This is a genomic window from Blastococcus sp. KM273128 (genome assembly GCF_021698975.1).
Taxonomy (GTDB): domain Bacteria; phylum Actinomycetota; class Actinomycetes; order Mycobacteriales; family Geodermatophilaceae; genus Blastococcus.
The window spans coordinates 1-19,733 of record NZ_SSXA01000051.1; the positions used below are offsets into that span (position 1 = coordinate 1).

Genomic DNA, 19,733 nt, shown 5'->3' on the forward strand with positions numbered 1-19,733 from the left:
GGCCCAGCGGGGCGTGGCCCAGCTGCCCGGCCGGCCCACCTCGCTGCTCGTGCTGCCCGCGGAGACGCTGGCGGCGGTCGGTGCGGCGATGGAGGCCCTGGGCCAGCCCTACGCGCCGGGGACCGCGGGGCCGGACTCCTGGGATTGCGGCTCCCTCGTGCAGGCCGTCTACGGCCGGAGCGGGGTCCCCCTCCCGGCGACCCAGGGCGAGTTGTTCGCGCGCACGGTCTCCGTCGCCACCGCCGACGTGCTCCCCGGGGACCTGGTGTTCCTCGGCTCCCCGGAGGCCGGGCTGGGGCACGTGGGGCTCGCGCTGGACCAGCGGACGATGCTCGCCGCCGACGCCCGGGCCGGCGCGGTCGTGGTGCGGACGCTGCCGGGCGACCAGGTGCTCGGCGTGGGCCGCCCGGTCCTGGGTGGGCGGCCACCCGTCGCCGTCCCGGAGCCGTCCGGCGGGGCGCTGCGGACCGAGTGCGGCAACACCGTCTACCCGCCCAGCTACGACGGCGGCCGGGCCTGGGGCGGCTACCCGAACGGCCTGATCCCGCCCAGCGCGATGTGCCCCCTGGGCGTCGGCGGGCACACGCTGCGGTGCGACGCCGCGGCGGCCTACCGGGCCATGGCGGCGGCCTACGCCGAGGACTTCGGGCGCCCGCTGTGCATCACCGACTCCTACCGGACCTACGCCGGCCAGGTGAAGCTGTACGGGGAGAAGCCGGCACTGGCGGCGGTCCCGGGCACCAGCAACCACGGCTGGGGGCTCGCGGTGGACCTGTGCGGCGGCATCCAGTCCTTCGGCACGCCCCAGTACGCCTGGATGGTGGCCAACGCCGGCCGCTTCGGCTTCCTCCACCCCACCTGGGCCGATCCCGGCAACGGGCGTGAGGAGCCGTGGCACTGGGAGTACGCGGGCAACTGAGCCCGCCCGGCCGCGCCGGCGCCGCGACCGGAAATGTCGGTGCCCCCTCCTAGCGTGCGCAGCGACTCACGGAGGAGAGAACGCCATGCTCATCGACTGCGACACCTGCACCGCCCGCGGGACCGGCTGCGCCGACTGCGTGGTGACCGTGCTGCTCGGGGCCCCACCCGGATGGCAGGGGGTCGACCCGGTCGTCGTGCCCATGACGGGGCGCACCCGCGGCGGCCCGGCCCCGGCCGCGGAGGACGTCGTCGTCCCGCCGCCCGGCGTGGTGGTGGAGTTCGACGAGGTGGAACGGCGGGCCGTGCGGGCGCTCGCCGAGGGCGGTCTGGTGCCCCCGCTGCGGCACCCCGACGGCGCCGGCGGTCACGGCGGCGGCCGGTCCCGGGGCCGGCGCACCGGGTGAGCCCGGGGGCGGTGGCGACCGCGCCCGCTACTCAGCGTCAGGGGGTCCGGCGGGGAGGCGCGCCCCTGACCTGGGGGTCCTCGTCACAGGCGTTTCTCCCACCACCATTTGTCACGGCCGCATCACGGTCGTTAGGGTTCTCGCCGTCCGGCCGGGTGGTCGTCATCCGTCGATGGGTGGCCTCGACCGGACACCGCCTAATCACCGCCGGGCGCGCACCACTGGCGCCCACGGTGTACCGGGGACCCACCGCACTCCTGGGGTGAGTTCTCCCGCAGCCGGTCCGCCGGCGCGCGGGGGATAGGGCCAGTCTTCCCAGCCCGAACCCGTCAGCTAACCCGGTCGGCGGTCGCAGAGGAAGAAATGGAGAGCCGCCGCTCGTGGCGACCCCTCACGCACTGCTGACGCACGCCCCCGAACCGCTCCGGACCGTCGGGCCGGGCACCTCCCGCACCCGCCGTCTCGGCCCGGTGCGCACGGGTTTCCTGGTCACCGCCGTCGCGGCCGTGACCGTCACCGTCCTCCCGGGCACGGCGTCCGCCGTCCCCGGCACGGCCGACGAGGTCGCCGCCCAGGTGGCGGAGGCCAGCCACGAGCTCGAGGTCGTCTCCGAGCAGCTCAACGAGGCGCGTGTCGTCCTCGCCCGCCACCAGGACGAGGTGGAGGCCGCCGGCGCGGCCGCCGCCGAGGCGGAGGTCCGGATCGGCTCCCTCGACGGGCACATCCGCCGGCTGGCCCGCAGCGCCTACACCGGCAGCGGCATGACCCAGCTCGACGTCCTGCTGACCAGCGACTCGGCCGAGCAGCTCGTCGACCAGCTCGGCACCCTCGACGCCATCGCCGGGCACACGAACGCGGTGCTCGCCGAGGTCTCGCGCGCCGCGGCGGACGCCGAGCGGTCGCGCGACGCCGCCGAGGAGGCCGCCGCCGACGCCGAGCGCACGGTGGCGCAGATCGCCGTCCAGCAGGACGAGCTCGAGGCGAAGATCGCGGACTACCAGCGCCGCTACGAGGCGCTCACCGCGCCGCAGCAGGAGCAGGTGGCCCAGGCGCACGGTGGCGCCGCCCTGCCCGCGCCGGCCGCCGTCGCCGCGCCGAGCTCGGCCGCCCAGGTGGCGGTGAACACCGCGCTCGCCCAGATCGGGGACCCCTACGTGTGGGGCGCCGGTGGGCCGAACGCGTTCGACTGCTCGGGCCTGACCTCGTACGCCTACGCGGCGGCGGGTGTCACGCTGCCGCACTCCAGCCGGTCGCAGAGCCAGATGGGCACGCCCGTCTCGCGCAGCCAGCTGCAGCCCGGTGACCTGGTGTTCTTCTACAGCCCGGTCAGCCACGTCGGCATGTACATCGGCAACGGCCAGATGGTGCACGCCTCGACCTCCGGTCAGCCGGTGAAGGTGGCGAGCGTGGATTCGATGGGCAGCTACAACGGCGCCCGGCGGATCGTGGGCTGAGCGTCCCACCCGGTGCCACGAGGGCCGGTGGTCCCTCCGGGGGTCACCGGCCCTCGTCATCTCCCGGGAGGGACCGGCTGGGCGGAGGTGCATCGCCGACGACCGCGGGCGGCCGGTGCGGCAGGTCCTCCACCGCGGAGCGCGGCCGGGTCACCGAGACGGCAGCGGCGTTGGACAGGACGATGAGCGCGATGCCCGCCCACTCGTGATCCCGCAGCCCCTGGCCCAGCAGGGCGATGCCGACGAGCGCCGCAAGCACCGGGTGCACGCTCATGAAGACGCCGAAGAAGCGAGGCGGGACGACGCGCAGGGCCGTCAGGTCCGCGGCGTAGGGCACCACCGACGACAGCACGCCCGCCGCCACGGCGTAGCCGAGCGCCGCGCCGGTGAGCGCGCCGTCCACCGCCATGGGTACCAGCACGGGGAGGAAGGCGAGGGCGCACAGGGCGGTTCCCAGCGCGGGGGCCTGGAGCCCGGGCAGGCGCCGTCCGGCGACGCGGTTCAGGAGGATGTAGGCCGCCCAGCACGCGGCGGCGGCCAGCCCGAGCCCGACGCCCAGGTGGTCGCTGGCGGGCCCTGGCATGATCAGGACGTAGACCCCGCCGGCCGCACCGCAGGCGATGAGCAGATCCCACCGGGAGCGCGACCCGGCCAGCGCGACCGCGAGCGGTCCCAGGAACTCCAGCGTCACCGCCAGCCCGAGCCCGATGCGCTCGATCGCCGTGTACAGCGCCAGGTTCATGCAGCCGAACACCGCGGCGAGCAGCAGGACCGGCCACCACTGGGCCCACGTCATCCGCCGCAGCGGTGGCCGGGCGACCGGGAGCAGGACCGCCGCGGCCACCACCTGGCGCACGGCGACGACGCCGGGGGGCCCGATCGCGCCGAAGGCGTGGGCCCCGAGCGCGGCACCGACCTGGTTGCTCAGCGCGCTGCCGAGCATGGTCGCCACGCCACCGGCGAGCGGGTGCCGGGGTGCGGGCCGGACGGGCGCGGCGGACTCCCGGGAGGGTGCGGTCACCTGCCGGAGTATCGGCACACCGGGCGTGCGGGGGAAATGCCGGACACGCACCCGGTCATACGGTGGGCGCATGACTCCGGGAGTACGGCAACTGCGCGCGCTGGTCGCCGTCGTGGACGCCGGCACCTTCACCGGTGCCGCCGACCTGCTGGGCACGTCGCAGGCATCGGTGTCCCGGTCCGTGGCAGCACTGGAGCGGGACATCGGTGCGCGGGTGCTCCAGCGCACCACCCGGGAGGTGTCGCTGACGGTGGTCGGGAGCCGCGTGCTGCCCCACGCGCGGCGGGTGCTCGAGGAGGTGGCCGCGATCCAGCGTGCCGCTGACGAGACCCGAGCCGACGTACGGGTCGGGTACGCCTGGGCCGCGCTGGGGAGGCACACCACCGCGGTGCAGCGGCGCTGGTCGAGTTCCCACCCCGGATCGACGCTCGTGTTCGTGCAGTCCAACACACCGAGCGCGGGGCTCACCGAGGGGCTGGCCGACGTGAGCGTGCTCCGCCGTCCCCTGACCGATCACCGGCTGGGGTGCGCGTTGCTCGGGACAGAGCGTCGGTACGCCGCCGTCGCCGCCGACGACCCGCTCGCCCGACGGCGCACCCTGGCGTTGCCCGACTTCGCCGGCCGGACCGTCGCCGTCGACACCCTGACCGGGACCACCACCGGCAAGCTGTGGTCTCCGCCGGCGTCGCCGGCCGGCACGCGTCCCGTCCGCGGTGTCGACGAGTGGCTCACCGTCATCGCCGCGGGCCAGGCGATGGGCATCACGGCCGAGGCGACGGTGAAGCAGCACCCGCGCCCCGGCGTCGCCTACCGGGTGGTCCGCGACGCGCCCCGCGTGCCCGTGTGGCTGGCCTGGTGGGCCGACAGCCCGCCGACGGGGCTGGACGAGCTCCTGCAGCTGGTCCGGGCGGAGTACGCGACGGACCGGGGGCGGTCCGTCCCCGGCCCGGCGGGACGCCGGGCGGGAGAGGGGCCCACCTAGGATCGGCCGGGTGAGCGCTCGCCGGGTCGCCCTGGTGACGGCGGCCCTCCTGGGGATCGCCGTCGTCGTGGTCATCGCGGTGCGGACCCCGTGGACCGTCCTGCCGGAGCCCCCCGGCGGGTACACCGAGCCCGATCCGACCGCCGGGCTGGAGCCCGAGCGGATCGCCCGCGCCGAGGCGTTCGCGGGCGCGCTGCGGCCGGCGTCGCTGCTCTCCCTCGTGCTGGGCCTGGCGGTCTCGGCGGTGCTCGGGCTCACCCCGCTCGGTGCCCGCCTCGTGCGGGCCGTGGGGGCGCGGGTCGGCAACCGGTGGCCGGTCCAGGTGCTGGTGGCGGTGCCCGTCCTGCTGCTGCTCGGGCGCCTGGTCACCCTGCCGATCTCGGCCTACGCGGAGTCGGTCCGCCGGGACTACGGCCTCTCCACCCGGAGCTGGTGGCTCTGGCTGCGCGACGTCGCGGTCTCCCTCGCCATCAGCGCGGCGCTGACCGCGGTGGTGGTCCTCGCCCTGCTCTGGCTCGTCCGCCGTGCCCCGCGCACCTGGTGGGCGTGGGCCGGGGCGGCCGCGACCGGCCTGGTGGTCGTGGGGTCGTTCCTGTACCCGGTGGTCATCGAACCGGCGTTCAACACCTTCGAGCGGTTGCCGGCGGGAGAGCTCCGCAGCGATCTGCTCGCCCTCGCCGAGGAGAGCGGCACCCCGGTCCAGGACGTGCTGGTCTCTGACGCCTCCCGGCGCACGACCGCGCTGAACGCCTACGTCTCCGGGTTCGGTTCCACCCGGCGGATCGTCGTGTACGACACCCTGCTCGGGGAGCTGCCCGACGACGAGATCGAGTCCATCGTCGCCCACGAGCTCGGGCACGTCGCCACCGACGACGTGCTCACCGGCACGCTCATGGGCGCCCTGGGCGCCGGCGCGGCCACGGCGCTGCTCGGCTGGCTGCTGACCTGGACACCGCTGCTCCGCCGGGCCGGCGCCGCGGGCCCCGGCGACCCCCGGGTCGTGCCGCTGCTGCTCCTGCTCGTCTCCGCCGGCGGGCTGGTCGCCACACCGGTGCAGAACCTGGTGTCGCGGCAGATCGAGCAGCGCGCCGACCTGCACGCCCTCGAGCTCACCCGCGACCCGGAGGCGTTCGTCGACATGCAGCAGCGGCTGGCCCGCACCAACCTCGGCGACCCCGACCCCCCGGCGGCCTGGCACTGGTACTTCGGCAGCCACCCGACGACCGCGCAACGCCTCGCGATGGCCGCGGACTGGGCCCGGCTGGAGGGCCCGTGAAGCGCACTCTCGTCGTCACCAACGACTTCCCGCCGCGGCAGGGTGGCATCCAGACGTTCGTCGCGGCGCTGCTGGACCGGCGGCCCCCGGACTCCCTGGTCGTGCTGGCCTCGGACTCCCCGGGCTCCGCCGAGCACGACGCCGCCCTGCCGTACCCGGTGGTCCGCCGGCCGACCGGCATGCTCCTCCCCACCCGCGCCACGGCGCGCGCGGCCGTGGACCTCGTGGGGCGGTACGGCTGCGACACCGCCTTCTTCGGTGCGGCGGCGCCGCTGGGGTTGCTCGCACCCACGCTGCGCGCGGCCGGGGTGCGGCACCTGGTCGGCGCCACGCACGGCCACGAGACCGGCTGGGTGGCGCTGCCGGGGAGCAGGCAGGTGATGCAGCGGATCGCCTCCGGCCTGGACGTGCTCACCTACATCAGCGAGTACACGCGCACGCTCCTGGAGCCGCCGCTGGGCGGGCGCACCCGGCTGGCCCAGCTCTCACCGGGGGTCGACGTCGACCGGTTCACCCCGCACGTCGACGGGGCGGCGGTGCGCGAGCGCCACGGCCTGGGGGACGCGCCGGTCGTCGTCTGCGTCTCCCGGCTGGTCGCCCGCAAGGGGCAGGACGTGCTGGTCGCGGGGTGGCCGCAGGTGCTGGCCCGCCACCCCTCCGCGCGGTTGCTGCTGGTCGGCGGCGGGCCGGACGAGGCGAAGCTGCGCCGCGCGGTCGCCGATCGAGGGCTGGCGGGCTCCGTCGTCCTCACCGGCCCGGTGGACCACGCCGAGCTGCCCGCCCACTACGCCGCCGGCGACGTCTTCGCCATGCCGTGCCGCACCCGACGGGCAGGGCTGGACGTCGAGGGGCTGGGCATGGTCTTCCTCGAGGCCGCCGCCTGCGGCCGCCCGGTCGTGGCGGGCACCTCCGGCGGGGCGCCCGAGGCGGTGCGGGACGGCGTCACCGGGCACGTGGTCGACCCGCGCTCGCCGGCGGCGGTGGCGGCCGCGGTCAGCGGCCTGCTCGACGACCCCGGGCGGGCGCGGGCCATGGGCGCGGCCGGCCGCGCCTGGGTCGAGCAGCGCTGGTCGTGGACGTCGATCGCCGCGACCTTCGACGAGCTCCTCACGACGCACTGAGGCCCGCCGCGCGGGGTGCGCGGCGGGCCTCGGCGAGGGGTGCTCCTACGAGCGCGAGTAGAGCGCCTCGACGTCGGAGCCGAACTCCTTCATCACGACGTTGCGCTTGAGCTTCAGGCTCGGCGTCAGCATCCCGTTGTCCTCGGTGAAGTCGGTCGCCAGCACCGTGAACTTCTTGATCGCCTCGGCCTGCGACACCGCCTTGTTCGCCTCCTCGACCGCGGCGCCGAGCTCGGCGAGCACGTCGGGGTCCTCGCGCAGCTGCGCGGCGGTGAGGCCGGTGTCCTTGCCCCTGGACTCCAGCCACTGCGGCAGCGCCTCCTCGTCGAGGGTCACCAGCGCGGCGATGTAGGGCCGCTGGTCACCGACGACGATGCACTGGCTCACCAGGCGGTGCGCCCGCAGCCGGTCCTCGAGCACCGCGGGGGCGACGTTCTTGCCGCCCGCGGTCACCAGGATCTCCTTCTTGCGGCCGGTGATGCGGACGAAGCCCTGGTCGTCGATCTCGCCGAGGTCACCGGTGCGGAACCAGCCGTCGGCGTCGATCGCCTCGCGGGTGGCCTCCTCGTTCCTCCAGTAGCCGCGCATCACGATGCCGCCGCGGATGAGCAGCTCGCCGTCCTCGGCGACCGAGAAGGCGACCCCCGGCAGCGGGCGGCCGACGGTGCCGATGCGGATCGCGTCGTCGTGGTTGACCGAGGCCGCCGCGGTGGTCTCGGTGAGGCCGTAGCCCTCGAAGACGGTGACCCCGATGCCGCGGAAGAAGTGGCCGAGCCGCTCGCCGAGGGGCGCGCCGCCGGAGATGGCGCCCAGGCAGCGCCCGCCGAGGGCGGCGCGCAGCTTGCCGTAGACCAGCTTGTCGAACAGCGCGTGCTGCACCCGCAGCCCCAGCCCCGGGCCACCGGTGTCCTGCGCGCGCGACCAGTCGATCGCCACCTGCGCGGCCCGGTCGAAGATCTTGCCCTTGCCGTCGCCCTCGGCCTTTGCCTTGGCCGAGTTGAACACCTTCTCGAAGACCCGCGGGACGGCCAGGACGAACGTGGGCTTGAACTCGCCCAGGTCCTCGACGAGGTTCTTCACGTCCGGCGTGTGGCCGATGACCGTGCGGTTCTTGATGGCGCCGACCTGCAGGACGCGGGCCAGTACGTGCGCCAGCGGGATGAACAGCAGCAGCGACCCCTGCACGTTCATGAACCGGTCGAGCAGCGTGATGCCGTTGCCGATCTCGAACAGGAAGTTGCCGTGCGTCAGCTCGCAGCCCTTGGGGCGGCCGGTGGTGCCGCTGGTGTAGATCAGCGTGGCGAGGCTGTCGGCGCGCAGCGTCGCCCGGCGGGCGTCCAGCTCGCTGTCGGGCACGTCGGCGCCCGTGGCGGTCAGCTGCTCCACCGCGCCGTCCTCGATGACGAAGACGGTCTTGAGCTCGGGGGCCTGGTCGCGGACGGACTCGATGGCGGCGGCGTGCTCGTCGCGCTCGACGACGGCGGCGGTGGCGCCGGAGTCGGAGAGGATCCAGGCCACCTGGTCGGCGCTGGAGGTCTCGTAGATCGGCACCACGACGGCGCCGGCGGTCCAGATCGCGTAGTCGAGGACGGTCCACTCGTAGCGGGTCTTCGCCTGCAGCGCGACGCGGTCGCCCGCGGCCACCCCCGCGGCGATCAGACCCTTGGCGACGCCGCGGACCTCCTCGCCGAACTGCCGCCAGGTCACGTCGGTCCAGCGGCCGTCCACCCGGCGGCGGAGGCCGACCTCGTCACCGTGGCCGGCCACGTTGGCCGCCAGCATGTCGGTGAGCGCCTCGTCGGGGCCCACCTCGTGGGTTGCAGGAACGCTGAACTCGCGCACGCCCGGTCCTCTCCTCCCCGACCGCCCGCCGGGCTCCGTCGCCCGGGGCCCCGGTGCGGGGACGTCCGGGCCAATCTAGCGGCTCGGGCTACCGGGCAGTAGCGCAGTGCCGTGGTGCGCGGGGCCGGCCGGGGGGCGAGCGGCTAGCCTGCTGCCCATGGCCGACCAGTCCACCCAGTCGATCGTCGTCGAGGCGCCTGCGGCCGAGGTCATGGCGGTGATCGCCGACTTCCCGTCCTACCCCCAGTGGGTCGCCGCCGCCAAGAAGGTCGAGGTGCTCGAGACCGGCGCGGACGGGCGGGCCCGCCGCGTGCACTTCGTGCTCGACGCCGGCGCGGTGAAGGACGACTACGTGCTCGAGTACACCTGGGACGCCGACCGCCGCGTCTCCTGGAGCCTGGTCAAGGGCCAGATGCAGAAGCGGCAGGAGGGCTCCTACACCCTCGTCGAGACCGGCGGCCGCACCGAGGTCACCTACTCGATCACCATCGATCTCTCCATCCCGATGCTCGGCATGATCAAGCGCAAGGCGGAGAAGGTCATCCTCGACACCGCGCTCAAGGAGCTCAAGAAGCGCGTCGAGGGCTGAGCCGTGCGCACGCTCCTGGTCACCGGCCCCGGCGGTGCGGGGTCCTCGACGGTGGCCGCGGCCGCGGCTGGGCGCGCCGCCCGGGAGGGCCGGAGCACGCTGCTGCTGTCCCGCCGGCCGGCCGCCCTGGCCGGCCTCGACGAGGTGCCGGGCCTGCGCGTCCGGCAGGTGGACGGCCGCCGCGCGGTCGAGGGGGTGTGGGCCACCCACGCCGACGCCCTGGCCGGTCTGCTGCCGCACCTGGACCTGCCGCCGGCGACCTCGGTGGTGCCCGTGCCCGGGGCCGCGGAGCTCGCGCTCCTCGCGGCGCTGGCCTCGGCGGACGCCGACCTGGTGGTCGTCGACGCCGGCCCGCTGGCGGACGGGCTGGCGCTGGTCGCGCTGCCCGGTGCGCTGCGCTGGTGGCTGGACCAGGCGTTGCCGCCGACGGTCCGCGCGCTGGCCGCCGTCCGGACGGCGACGGTGGCGGCGGGGGCCGCCCGCCGGGGACCCCTGGACACCGTGCTCGACGCCCTGCCCGCCGTGGAGCGGCTGCTCGGCAGCGACCGGCTCGCCGTCGCCACCGGGACGGCGGTCTGGGTGACCACGGGGGCCCAGCGGGCCGCCGTCCCCGCCGCGCGGCGTGCGGCGACGGTCCTCGGCCTGCACGGGCTCCGGATCGACGCGGTGCTCGCCCGGGTGCTGCCCGACGGCGGCCCGGGGGAGTGGTGGCGCGCCCGCGCCGCCGAGCAGGACGCCGCCCGGAGCGGCCTCGCGGACGTGGCGCCGGTGCACGAGGTGCCCGAGCTCGCGACGCCGCCGGCGGACCTGGCCGGCGCCGCCGCGCTGCTCGACGGGCTCGACCTCCCCACCGCCGGCGGGCCGGTGCCGCCCGCGCCCGAGAGGGGCGAGGGTGGGTGGCGGCTGGCCGTGCCGCTGCCCTTCGCCGACCGCGCGGAGGTCGGGGTGACCCGGTGGGGCGATGACCTCGTGGTGTCGGTGGGGGAGGATCGTCGTTCGCTGCGCCTGGACTCGTTGCTGCGCCGGTGCCAGGTGACCGGGGGCCGGCTGCACGCCCCCGGCACCGCCGCCGCGCACCTCGAGATCAGCTTCCGCCCGGATCCGCAGCAGTGGCCGGCCGACCTCCTGGCGGCCGAGGAGAGGACCAGATGACCAGCGGTGCCGACTGGGCCGAGCAGGCCCGCCGCCTGTTCGACGCCGTCCGATCAGGAGCGGGGCCGGACGCCGGGGAGCACGGTGGCGACGACTGCCGCTGGTGCCCGGTGTGCCAGGTGGCGGCCGTCCTGCGCGGCGAGCGCCCCGAGGTGACCGCCGCGCTGGCCGACGTCCTCACGACCGCGGCGACGGCGCTGCGGTCGTTCGCCGAGCAGCCGGGGGAGCGCGCCGAGGGGACGGGGGGCCGCGCCGGGGAGGCGCCGGTGTCGCAGCCCGGGGAGCAGGCCGCGGGCCGCCCGGCCGTCCAGCGGATCGACATCGCGTGACCGGGCCGGGGGTGGCGGCCCTGCCGGCGCTCGGCATCGACATCGGCGGGACCAAGGTCGCCGGGGGCCTGGTCGCGCCCGACGGCGAGCTCCTCGCCACCGCCCGGCGGGCGACGCCGGGAGCCTCGGTGGGTGACACCGAGGACGCGATCGCCGCCGTCGTCGACGAGCTCGCCGGCGGGTACGAGGGCGAGATCGTCGGGGTCGGCGTCGGTGCGGCGGGGTGGTTCGACCGCACCGGCGACACCGTGCTGTTCAGCCCGCACCTGGCGTGGCGGAACTCCACGCTGCGCAAGGACCTCGCCGCGCGCCTGCAGCGCCCGCTCTGGGTGGGCAACGACGCCGACGCCGCGGCCTGGGCCGAGTACCGCTACGGCGCCGCTCGCGGCGCCGACCTGGCGCTGATGATCACGCTGGGCACGGGGATCGGCGGCGGGATCGTCCTCGACGGTCGGCTGCGGCGCGGCTCGCACGGCGTCGCGGGGGAGTGGGGGCACATGCGCGTCGTCCCCGACGGCCGGCTGTGCGCCTGCGGCAACCGCGGCTGCTGGGAGCAGTACGCCAGCGGGACGGCGCTGGGCCAGACCGCCCGCGAGGTGGCCCGCACCTCGCCGGCCGCCGCCGCGCTGCTGCTCGAGCGGGTCGACTGCGAGCCCGACCGGCTCACCGGTGAGCACGTCGCCCGCGCCGCCCACGACGGCGACCCGCTCGCCCTGGAGCTCGTCACCGAGGTCGGCTACTGGCTGGGGCAGGGGATCGCCGACCTCGCCGCGGTGCTGGACCCCGAGGTGGTGGTGATCGGGGGCGGCGTGAGCGTGCTCGGCGAGATGGTGCTGGGCCCGGCCCGCGAGCGGCTGGAGCGCGCCCTGCCCGGCCGCGGGTTCCGGCCCGGGCCGCGCGTCGTCGTCGCCGAGCTCGGCCCGCAGGCCGGCCTCGTCGGCGCCGCCGACCTGGTCAGGAGGGCCGTCGCCGAGGGAGAGGCCTGATCAGCACAGCTCGCGGGCCAGCTGCTCGAGGAACAGGCCGATGTCGGTGACGATGCCCATCGCCTGGGCGCTGCCCCGGTCGGCCAGCTTGGTCACCGTCGCGGGGTTGATGTCGACGCACACCAGCGGGATGGACGCCGGCAGCAGGTTCCCGGTCGCGATGGAGTGCAGCATCGTCGCCACCATGATCGCGAAGCCGACGTCGTGCAGCTCGGCGCGCATGGCCCGCTGACCCTCGATCACGTCGGTGAAGACGTCGGGCAGCGGCCCGTCGTCGCGCACCGAGCCGACCAGCACGAACGGCTTGCCGGCCTCCACCAGCGCGTGCATGACGCCGCCGGTGAGCACACCGCCCTCGACCGCCGCCCGGATCGAGCCGGCCGCCCGGATCGTGTTGATCGCGCGGATGTGGTGCTCGTGGCCGTGCGGCACCCCGGACCCCTTGGCGAGGTCGACGCCGAGCGAGGTGCCGAAGAGCGCCGACTCGATGTCGTGCGTGGCCAGCGCGTTGCCGGCGAAGAGCACGTCGACGTAGCCGGCGCGGACCAGCCGCACCATCGCCGGGGCGGCGCCGGTGTGCACCACGGCCGGGCCACCCACCCACAGCACCCGCTGCCCGGCGGCCTTGACCTCGCGCATGCGCTCGGCGATCTGCCGGACCAGCAGCGCCTGCGGCTTCTCGCTGGACACCGCCGACGACATGAACCCGAAGTCGTCCTCCTCACCGCGCGGCGCCTGCGCGGGGAGCTCGACCCGCACGCCGTGCGCCCCGCAGACGACCGCGTCCCCCGCCCGCACGTCGCTCACCGGGACGGTGCGCACGACGGTGCCGCCGTCCCCGGTGGTCACCACCAGGCCGCAGTCCATCTCCGGGTTGCCCACCCGCAGCCACTCGCCGTCCAGCCGGACCAGGGTCTCCAGGTTGGTCGTCGAGTAGAAGTCGTCGGGGAAGACGCCGTCGGCCGGCGCCGGTCGGGTGGTGGCGGTCCCCGGGTCGACGGCGTTGGCGCCGTGCACCTGCACGCGCATGAGGATCCGCTCGAGCCGCTCGGCGTCGTCGGCGGTGATCCGGATCAGCGCCGTGGACTCGTCCTCGTGCTGCCGGCCGAGGTCCAGGCTCTCGATGCGGTAGTCGCCGCCGTACTCCAGGACGTCGTCGAGGATGCGGGCGAGGATGCCGGTGTCCACGAGGTGGCCGGTCACGGTGACGGTCGCGGTGGCGGCGGCCATCGTCAGACCACCGCGCCGTCGTCGCCGTCGTCGGAGCGGTCGCGCATGCGCGAGACCAGCAGCGCCGCCCCGCCGGCCACCACCGCCACGCCCAGCACGAGACCGGCGTCCGCCGACAGGCCGATCACCGAGGGGACGCCGATGAGCACGATGCCGGCGAGCACCAGGAGCAGGGCGTAGAGCACCGCGGGGGCCGGGACGGGCAGCGGCGGGGGTGCCGGCGGCTCGTAGTGCTCATCGGGGCGGTCGAGCACCGGCACCTCGGAGGGCGTCGGGGGCGGCGGGTCCGCGGGTGGGTCGTCGGCGACCGGCCGGCCGTGCTCGGCCTCGAAGGCGGCCACGATGCGCCGCCACTCGGCGTCCTCGTCGATGTCTCGCCCGGCGGGCCGGCGCGTCACCGGCCGCTCGGCGGGGTGGTCGTCGGCGTGCTGCTCCACCAGCCCCCGCGCCTCGGCGCGGCGCGCACGGTCGACGAACAGCCGGTCCGACGGCGGGCTGGGCAACACCACCGACCGCGTGTAGGGGGCGACGTCGGCGGCCGGCTCCAGGTAGGCGGCGATCCCGGCGGCCTCGAGCACGTCGAGCAGGTGCTCGCCCACCCGCGGGTCGACGTCGCGGACCGGGCTCCAGAGCACGGCGTCCAGGCCGTTGTCGCGGCGGCCGCGGCCGCGGCGGTCGGTCACCGGCGTCCGCCCGAGGGGGCGCCGGGCTCGCCGGCGGGCACGCGGGCGCGGATCCACTCCGCGGAGCGGTCGAACACCAGCGGGGCGTCGTTGTCCAGGGTGGCCACGTGGTAGCTGTCCTCCAGCACGACCTCGGTGGTGTCGGCGCTCGCCACCCCGGCGAGCAGGACGGTGCTGTTCACCGGTTCCACGACGTGGTCCTCGGTGCTGCGGAAGACGATGACCGGCGCGGTGACCCGGCCCAGGTCGGCGCGGGTCGCGGCCCAGAGGCCGCGCAGCTGCAGCATGGCCCGCAGCGGCAGCCGCGGGTAGGCGAGCTCGGTGACGCCGGGCTTCTTGATGTCGCTGGCGATCGGCGCCCAGCTCGGGGTGACCCGGGCCAGCAGCGGGAGCAGCTTGGCGTCCAGCCGCCGGGTGAGCAGGGCCGGGTTCACCAGCAGCAGCCCGGCGACGTCGTCGGGGCGCACCTCGGCCAGCCGCGTCGCCAGCGTCCCGCCCATCGACAGCCCGGCGACGAAGACCCGGTCGCAGCGGGCGGCCAGCTCGTCGAAGGCCTGCTCCACCGTCGTCGTCCACTGGTCGTGGGTGCTGGTGTTGCAGTCCTGCCAGCGGGTGCCGTGGCCGGGCAGCAGCGGGCAGCGGACGGCGAATCCCTCCGCCGCGAGGTGCTCGCCCCAGGGCCGCATGCTCATCGGCGTCCCGGTGAACCCGTGGACGAGCAGCACCCCGGTGCGGCCCTCGGGCCCGTCGCCCCCGGGGAACTCGAAGGGTTCGGCGCCCGGCATCACCTCGGGGACGGGGGTCGATCCGGGCACGGGCTCCTCCTGGGCCTCCGGCGTCGTGCCGGCTCGGCTGGCTCGCGGTGGGGCCCCGGATTGTGAGGGGCGCCCCAGGCTCCCTAGTCTGGCAGTCCCCGAGGGAGGCGTGTTGTTCTACTGGTTCCTCAAGTTCGTCGCCATCGGCCCGGTGGCGCGGCTGGTCTTCCGCCCGAAGGTCGAGGGCATCGAGAACGTGCCCGCGTCGGGCGCGGCGATCCTGGCGAGCAACCACCTGTCGGCGGCCGACTGGATCTTCATGCCGCTCCAGCTCAAGCGCCGGGTGACCTTCCTCGCCAAGGCGGAGTACTTCACCGGGACGGGCGTCAAGGGTTTCCTCCAGCGGGCCTTCTTCGCCGGCGCCGGGCAGGTGCCGATCGACCGCTCCAGCGCCTCGGCGGCCGAGAACGCGATCCGGACCGGCATCCGCATCCTCCGCGACGGCCAGCTCCTCGGGATCTACCCGGAGGGCACCCGTTCCCCGGACGGTCGGCTGTTCCGCGGCAAGATCGGGGTGGCCCGGATGGCGCTGGAGACCGGCGTCCCGGTCATCCCGGTCGCCATGGTCTACACGTCCCGCCGCCTGCCCTTCGGCCGCAGCCTGCTCAAGGTGTGCGTCCGCGTCGGCGAGCCGCTGGACTTCAGCCGCTACGAGGGCCTCGCCGGTGACCGCTTCGTGGAGCGCTCGATCACCGACGAGATCATGTACGAGATCATGACCCTTTCCGGCCAGGAGTACGTCGACGTCTACGGCGCCACGGTGAAGAAGTCGATGGACGCCACCGGCGCCAGCGCCGACGACGTCGTCGCCACCCTCCAGCCGCCGGTCGCCGAGGCCGCCGAGCGCGCGCCGACGACGCTCGCCGGCTAGCGCGGCAGCAGCCGGTCCAGGACGTCGCGGAGCAGCGCGAGCAGCTCGTCGCGGGGCATCGTCGGCTCCAGGACCCACTGCGCGACCAGGTCCTCGGTGAAGGCGAAGAACGCGAGGACCAGCTGACGGCGGCGGGTGTCGTCCGGCAGACCCAGCGTGCGCAGGCCCACCTCGACGAGCCGGTCGCGGGTCTCCGCGTAGACCTCGGCGACCCAGGGGTCACCGCCCGCGGCGCCGCGCACGAACGCCAGGTGGGTCTCCCGGAAGGTCTCCACCCAGCCGACGTAGCGGTCCAGCATGCCGTCGACGGCGTTCCCCCCGGCACCCTCGCCGGCCGCGCCCGGCCGGGGCAGCAGGTGGGCCCACAGCAGCTCCGCCGCCGCGCGGGTCACGGCGGCGTAGTAGTCCCGCTTGGTCGGGAAGTAGTGGAACAGCAGGCTGCGGCTGATGCCGGCCCGGCGGGCGACCTCGTCGATGGTCAGCTCCTGCACCGGGGTGGTGGGCAGCAGCTCCAGGCCGATCTGCACGAGCTGCGCCCGCCGGTCGTCCGCCGACCGGCGGGCGCGGCCGCTCACGCGAGGTCCCGCCCACCGGCGGCGGCCACCAGGCGCAGCAGCCCGTCGGCGACCAGCCGGGGGCGCTCCTGGGGCAGCATGTGGCCGGTCCGCTCCACCCGGTGCAGGCGGGCTCCCGGCAGCGCCTCGGCCAGCCGCGCGCTGTGCCGCTCGGGCGTCAGCTTGTCGCTGTCGCCGACGAAGACCTCGACCGGGACCCGGGTGAGCGCGTCGAGCTGCGCCCGCTTGTCGTGGTCGCCGAGGGCGGGCAGGAACTCGACGAACGAGCGCACGGTCGACGCGTGCATGATCCGCGCACCCTCCAGGACCATCTCGTCGGTGGCATCGGCGCCGTAGAGCAGGTCGCGCACCATCGTCCGGTGCCGCGGGTGCTCCGGCGGCACCAGTCCGCGCAGCCGCTCCACCAGGGCCGCGCCGGCGAGCGCCGCCGTCAGCACGCCGGGGCGGATCCGGGCCATGCGACCGCCCGCCGACCGCGGGTCGGAGGCCAGGTCGCCGGCCGACGTCGACACCAGCGCCACGCCGCGCACCCGGTCCCCGAAGAGCTCGGGCCGGGCTGCGGCGAGGCACATGATCGTCATGCCGCCCATGGAGTGGCCGCCGAGGACGACGGGCCCGGTGGGCACCAGCCGGTCGAGGACGTCGGCCAGGTCCTCGCCGAGCCGGTCGATGGAGACCGGGGTCCCCGGCGGCGGGTCGGGCCAGGTCGAGCGGCCGTGGCCGCGCTGGTCGTAGCGGACCAGGCGCAGGGCGCCGTCGGCCACCGGGCCGGCCAGCAGCGCGGCGACGTCGTCCCACGCGGCCTGCGACAGCGTCCAGCCGTGGGCGAGGACGACGGTGACCGGGGCCTGCTCGCTGCCCTCGGCGTTGGCGTGCAGCCGCGCGCCGTCGGAGGTGGGGACCGCCGCGGTGCGCCGGCGGACGGTCCGCGGGAGCGTGCCGGTCACGCCGCCTCCTCCGTGCGGGCGGGCGCGCCGGCGGGGACGCCGACGTAGTTCTCGCGGTCCAGGCTCCGGGTGAGCCGGCGGAACCGGAAGGTGAAGTCCGGCCAGAGCGTGGTGTTGTGGCCGTGCTCGTCGAGGTACCAGCTCGCGCAGCCGCCGCCGAGCCAGACGGTGCCCTGCGACTTGCGGGCGATGAGCTCGCGGTAGGCCTCCTGGGCCTGCGGGGTGGTCTCCAGGGCGGCGAGGCCCTCGGCCGCCATGGTGCGCAGCGCGTCGTCGACGTAGGCCACCTGCGACTCGATCATGTAGACCATCGAGGTGTGCCCGACGCCGACGTTGGGGCCGACCAGCAGGAAGAGGTTGGGGAAGCCGGCGACGGTGGTGCTGCGGTTGCTGACCATGCCGCCGGCCCACACCTCGGCGAGCGACCGGCCGTCGCGGCCGCGGATCCGCTCCGCGATCGGCAGGTCGGTGACGTGGAAGCCGGTGGCCAGCACGAGCGTGTCGGTGGGCCGCTCGACGCCGTCGCGGGTGACGATCGAGCGCGGCCGGATCTCGGCGATGCCCGCGGTCACCAGCTCGGCGTTGGGGGCGCAGAGGGCGGGGTAGTAGTCGTTGCTGATCAGGATGCGCTTGCAGCCGATGGTGTAGTCCGGCGTCAGCGCGGCCCGCAGCCGGGGGTCGCGGACCTGCCGGTGCAGGTGGGTCCTGGCCAGCCGGCCGACGGGCCGGAGGAACGCCCGCCGCTTGGCCATGCCGATCACCAGGAACTCGCGCAGCGCGTACAGCGCCCCGCGGACGGCGCGCTGCACCCCCGGCACCAGGCGGTACAGCCGGCGGGCCCACGGCTTCACCGGGTGGTCGGTGCGGGGCACCACCCAGGGCGGGGTGCGCTGGTAGACCGCGATGCTCTCCACCTTGGGCTGGATCGCCGGCACGATCTGGACGGCCGAGGCGCCGGTGCCGATGACGGCGACCTGCTCGCCGCTGACGTCGTGGGAGGAGTCCCAGCGCGCCGAGTGCATGACGGTGCCCTCGAAGCTCTCCAGGCCCGGGATGTCGGGGTAGGTCGGGTCGGCGAGGGCGCCGGCGGCGGAGACCAGCACCTGGGCCCGGAAGTCGCCGGCCGTCGTCCGCACCTCCCAGCGGCGCGCGGCGTCGTCCCAGCGCGCGTCGGTCACCTCGGCCCCGAAGACGCAGTGCCCGCGCACGCCGAACCGGTCGGCGGTGGCCTGGAGGTAGGCCTGGATCTCGGGCTGCTCCGAGTAGGCGCGGGGCCAGTCCGGGTTCGGCGCGAAGGAGTAGCTGTACAGGTGCGACTGCACGTCGCACGCCGCGCCGGGGTAGGTGTTGTCGCGCCACGTCCCGCCGACGTCCCCGGCCCGCTCGAGCAGGACGAAGTCGGTCTCGCCGCGGCGCCGCAGCGTGATGCCCGTGGCCAGGCCGGCGAAGCCGGATCCGATGACGGCCACCCGCACCTCGCGCGGTGCGGCGGAGGCGGTGGCGTGCGTCCGCGTGTCGGTCACCTCGGTCGGTTCCTCTCGTCGGCTTGCTGAGCAACGGTCAACAAGCTACAACAGCCGTTGAGCAGTGCTCGACAGGAGCGCGACGAGCCGAGGAGCGACCCGATGGCGTCACGACACCGCACCCCGCTGGCCGGGAGGTCGGTCCTCATCACCGGTGCCGCGCGGGGCATCGGCGCCGCCCTGGCCCGCAAGGCGGCCGCGCGCGGGGCGCGGGTGGCCCTCGTCGGCCTGGAACCGGAGGAGTTGGCGCGGGTCGCCGACGAGCTCGGGCCCGAGCACCTGTGGGTGGAGGCCGACGTGACCGACGCCGACGCGCTGGCCGCGGCGGTGCGGCGCACGGTGGGCACGTTCGGCGGGCTGGACGTCGTCGTCGCCAACGCGGGCATCGCGCCGCTCACCACGGTGATGACGAGCTCGGCGCACGCGCTGGCCCGCACCATCGAGGTCAACCTGATCGGGACGATGCTGACCGCGCACGCGGCCCTGCCGGCGATCGCCGAGCGCCGGGGGCACGTGCTGCTGGTCAGCTCCGCGGCGGCGTTCACCGTGCTCCCCGGCATGAGCGCCTACTGCGCGTCGAAGGCCGGCGTCGAGCGCTTCGGCGACGCGCTGCGGCTGGAGGTCGCCCACCGCGGCGTCACCGTGGCCAGCGCCCACCCGACGTGGATCGACACCGACCTGGTGCGCGACACCGAGGCCGCGCTGCCCACCTTCGCCGCCACCCGCCGGCAGCTGCCGGGGCCGCTCGGGGCGTACACGTCGGTCGAGGCCTGCGCGGAGGCGCTGGTGGAGAACCTGGAGACGCGGCGCCGCCGGGTGTTCGTGCCGCGTTCGGTGGGCACCGTCGCCGCCCTGCGCCAGTTGGTCACCGGCGTCGTCGCCGAGAAGGTGGCGACGGCGGTCGCCGCGAAGCGGGTGCCCCTGCTCGAGCGGGACATCGCGGCGCTGGGCGGCCGCGAGTTCGGCACCCACTCGCTCGGGGCGCAGCCCCGGGGCGGTCCGGCGGCCTGAC

20 protein-coding genes and 1 riboswitch are annotated in these 19,733 nt (G+C 75.6%); of the genes, 12 read left to right on the forward strand and 8 right to left on the reverse strand.

Annotated elements, in window-relative coordinates; all coding sequences use genetic code 11:
• The 3 genes from E9529_RS14665 to E9529_RS14675 all read left to right on the forward strand — a co-directional run.
• Positions 1 to 919: M15 family metallopeptidase (locus E9529_RS14665; RefSeq protein WP_236831888.1), on the forward strand; the 919-nt coding region annotated here is incomplete at its 5' end.
• An 85-nt stretch (positions 920 to 1,004) separates the two neighbouring features.
• The gene (locus E9529_RS14670; protein WP_255709167.1) at positions 1,005 to 1,325 is read left to right on the forward strand and encodes a hypothetical protein; all 321 of its coding nucleotides are present in this window, start codon (positions 1,005 to 1,007) and stop codon (positions 1,323 to 1,325) included.
• A gap of 215 nt (positions 1,326 to 1,540) precedes the next feature.
• A riboswitch (cyclic di-AMP (ydaO/yuaA leader) is annotated at positions 1,541 to 1,689 on the forward strand.
• Positions 1,690 to 1,705: 16 nt separating this feature from the next.
• Positions 1,706 to 2,779: a C40 family peptidase gene (locus E9529_RS14675; RefSeq protein ID WP_236831889.1), complete on the forward strand. Its 1,074-nt coding sequence runs from the start codon at positions 1,706 to 1,708 to the stop codon at positions 2,777 to 2,779.
• A gap of 43 nt (positions 2,780 to 2,822) precedes the next feature.
• On the opposite strand, the gene E9529_RS22775 is transcribed toward E9529_RS14675, so the two are convergent.
• Entirely contained in the window at positions 2,823 to 3,800 is a 978-nt protein-coding gene (locus E9529_RS22775; protein ID WP_236831890.1) for a DMT family transporter, read from the reverse strand.
• Positions 3,801 to 3,870: 70 nt separating this feature from the next.
• Between E9529_RS22775 and E9529_RS14685 the strand changes: the two genes are divergently transcribed.
• Genes E9529_RS14685 through E9529_RS22445 form a run of 3 tightly spaced genes read left to right on the forward strand, consistent with a single transcriptional unit; the run spans position 3,871 to position 7,179 of the window.
• Complete coding sequence (locus E9529_RS14685; RefSeq protein WP_236831891.1) at positions 3,871 to 4,782, forward strand: LysR family transcriptional regulator; 912 nt, start codon at positions 3,871 to 3,873, stop codon at positions 4,780 to 4,782.
• Between the two features lie 10 nt (positions 4,783 to 4,792).
• Entirely contained in the window at positions 4,793 to 6,058 is a 1,266-nt protein-coding gene (locus tag E9529_RS14690; protein ID WP_236831892.1) for a M48 family metallopeptidase, read from the forward strand.
• The gene (locus tag E9529_RS22445; protein ID WP_236831893.1) at positions 6,055 to 7,179 is read left to right on the forward strand and encodes a glycosyltransferase family 4 protein; all 1,125 of its coding nucleotides are present in this window, start codon (positions 6,055 to 6,057) and stop codon (positions 7,177 to 7,179) included. Before E9529_RS14690 ends, E9529_RS22445 begins: the two co-directional genes overlap by 4 nt.
• Positions 7,180 to 7,224: 45 nt before the next feature.
• Here the strand turns inward: E9529_RS22445 and E9529_RS14700 are convergent, their stop codons facing one another.
• Entirely contained in the window at positions 7,225 to 9,021 is a 1,797-nt protein-coding gene (locus E9529_RS14700; protein WP_236831894.1) for a long-chain fatty acid--CoA ligase, read from the reverse strand.
• 157 nt (positions 9,022 to 9,178) lie between these two features.
• Between E9529_RS14700 and E9529_RS14705 the strand changes: the two genes are divergently transcribed.
• Genes E9529_RS14705 through E9529_RS14720 form a run of 4 tightly spaced genes read left to right on the forward strand, consistent with a single transcriptional unit; the run spans position 9,179 to position 12,077 of the window.
• Positions 9,179 to 9,610, forward strand: coding sequence for an SRPBCC family protein (locus E9529_RS14705; protein ID WP_236831895.1), 432 nt, complete (start codon positions 9,179 to 9,181; stop codon positions 9,608 to 9,610).
• Positions 9,611 to 9,613: 3 nt separating this feature from the next.
• Positions 9,614 to 10,762: an ArsA-related P-loop ATPase gene (locus E9529_RS14710; protein WP_236831896.1), complete on the forward strand. Its 1,149-nt coding sequence runs from the start codon at positions 9,614 to 9,616 to the stop codon at positions 10,760 to 10,762.
• Entirely contained in the window at positions 10,759 to 11,091 is a 333-nt protein-coding gene (locus E9529_RS14715; protein ID WP_236831897.1) for a hypothetical protein, read from the forward strand. Before E9529_RS14710 ends, E9529_RS14715 begins: the two co-directional genes overlap by 4 nt.
• Positions 11,088 to 12,077 (forward strand): ROK family glucokinase, encoded by a 990-nt coding sequence (locus tag E9529_RS14720; RefSeq protein WP_236831898.1) that lies wholly within the window; start codon positions 11,088 to 11,090, stop codon positions 12,075 to 12,077. The genes E9529_RS14715 and E9529_RS14720 overlap by 4 nt, the downstream gene beginning before the upstream one ends.
• On the opposite strand, the gene E9529_RS14725 is transcribed toward E9529_RS14720, so the two are convergent.
• Genes E9529_RS14725 through E9529_RS14735 form a run of 3 tightly spaced genes read right to left on the reverse strand, consistent with a single transcriptional unit; the run spans position 12,078 to position 14,805 of the window.
• Positions 12,078 to 13,307 (reverse strand): TIGR00300 family protein, encoded by a 1,230-nt coding sequence (locus E9529_RS14725; protein WP_236831899.1) that lies wholly within the window; start codon positions 13,305 to 13,307, stop codon positions 12,078 to 12,080. It lies immediately after the preceding gene.
• Positions 13,308 to 13,309: 2 nt separating this feature from the next.
• Positions 13,310 to 13,990 (reverse strand): hypothetical protein, encoded by a 681-nt coding sequence (locus tag E9529_RS14730; protein WP_236831900.1) that lies wholly within the window; start codon positions 13,988 to 13,990, stop codon positions 13,310 to 13,312.
• Positions 13,987 to 14,805: a carboxylesterase gene (locus E9529_RS14735; RefSeq protein ID WP_236831901.1), complete on the reverse strand. Its 819-nt coding sequence runs from the start codon at positions 14,803 to 14,805 to the stop codon at positions 13,987 to 13,989. Before E9529_RS14735 ends, E9529_RS14730 begins: the two co-directional genes overlap by 4 nt.
• A 109-nt stretch (positions 14,806 to 14,914) precedes the next feature.
• Between E9529_RS14735 and E9529_RS14740 the strand changes: the two genes are divergently transcribed.
• Positions 14,915 to 15,676 (forward strand): 1-acyl-sn-glycerol-3-phosphate acyltransferase, encoded by a 762-nt coding sequence (locus E9529_RS14740; RefSeq protein ID WP_236831902.1) that lies wholly within the window; start codon positions 14,915 to 14,917, stop codon positions 15,674 to 15,676.
• Here E9529_RS14740 and E9529_RS14745 read toward each other — a convergent pair.
• Genes E9529_RS14745 through E9529_RS14755 form a run of 3 tightly spaced genes read right to left on the reverse strand, consistent with a single transcriptional unit; the run spans position 15,673 to position 18,721 of the window.
• A complete protein-coding gene (locus E9529_RS14745; protein ID WP_236831903.1) occupies positions 15,673 to 16,251 on the reverse strand; it encodes a TetR/AcrR family transcriptional regulator in 579 nt (192 codons plus the stop codon). The two genes, E9529_RS14740 and E9529_RS14745, sit on opposite strands and share 4 nt — an antisense overlap.
• The gene (locus E9529_RS14750; RefSeq protein WP_236831904.1) at positions 16,248 to 17,198 is read right to left on the reverse strand and encodes an alpha/beta fold hydrolase; all 951 of its coding nucleotides are present in this window, start codon (positions 17,196 to 17,198) and stop codon (positions 16,248 to 16,250) included. The genes E9529_RS14745 and E9529_RS14750 overlap by 4 nt, the downstream gene beginning before the upstream one ends.
• Positions 17,195 to 18,721: an NAD(P)/FAD-dependent oxidoreductase gene (locus E9529_RS14755; RefSeq protein ID WP_236831905.1), complete on the reverse strand. Its 1,527-nt coding sequence runs from the start codon at positions 18,719 to 18,721 to the stop codon at positions 17,195 to 17,197. Before E9529_RS14755 ends, E9529_RS14750 begins: the two co-directional genes overlap by 4 nt.
• Positions 18,722 to 18,823: 102 nt before the next feature.
• Between E9529_RS14755 and E9529_RS14760 the strand changes: the two genes are divergently transcribed.
• Entirely contained in the window at positions 18,824 to 19,732 is a 909-nt protein-coding gene (locus E9529_RS14760) for a short-chain dehydrogenase/reductase (RefSeq protein ID WP_236831906.1), read from the forward strand.
• The last annotated feature ends 1 nt before the right edge of the window (position 19,733 follow it).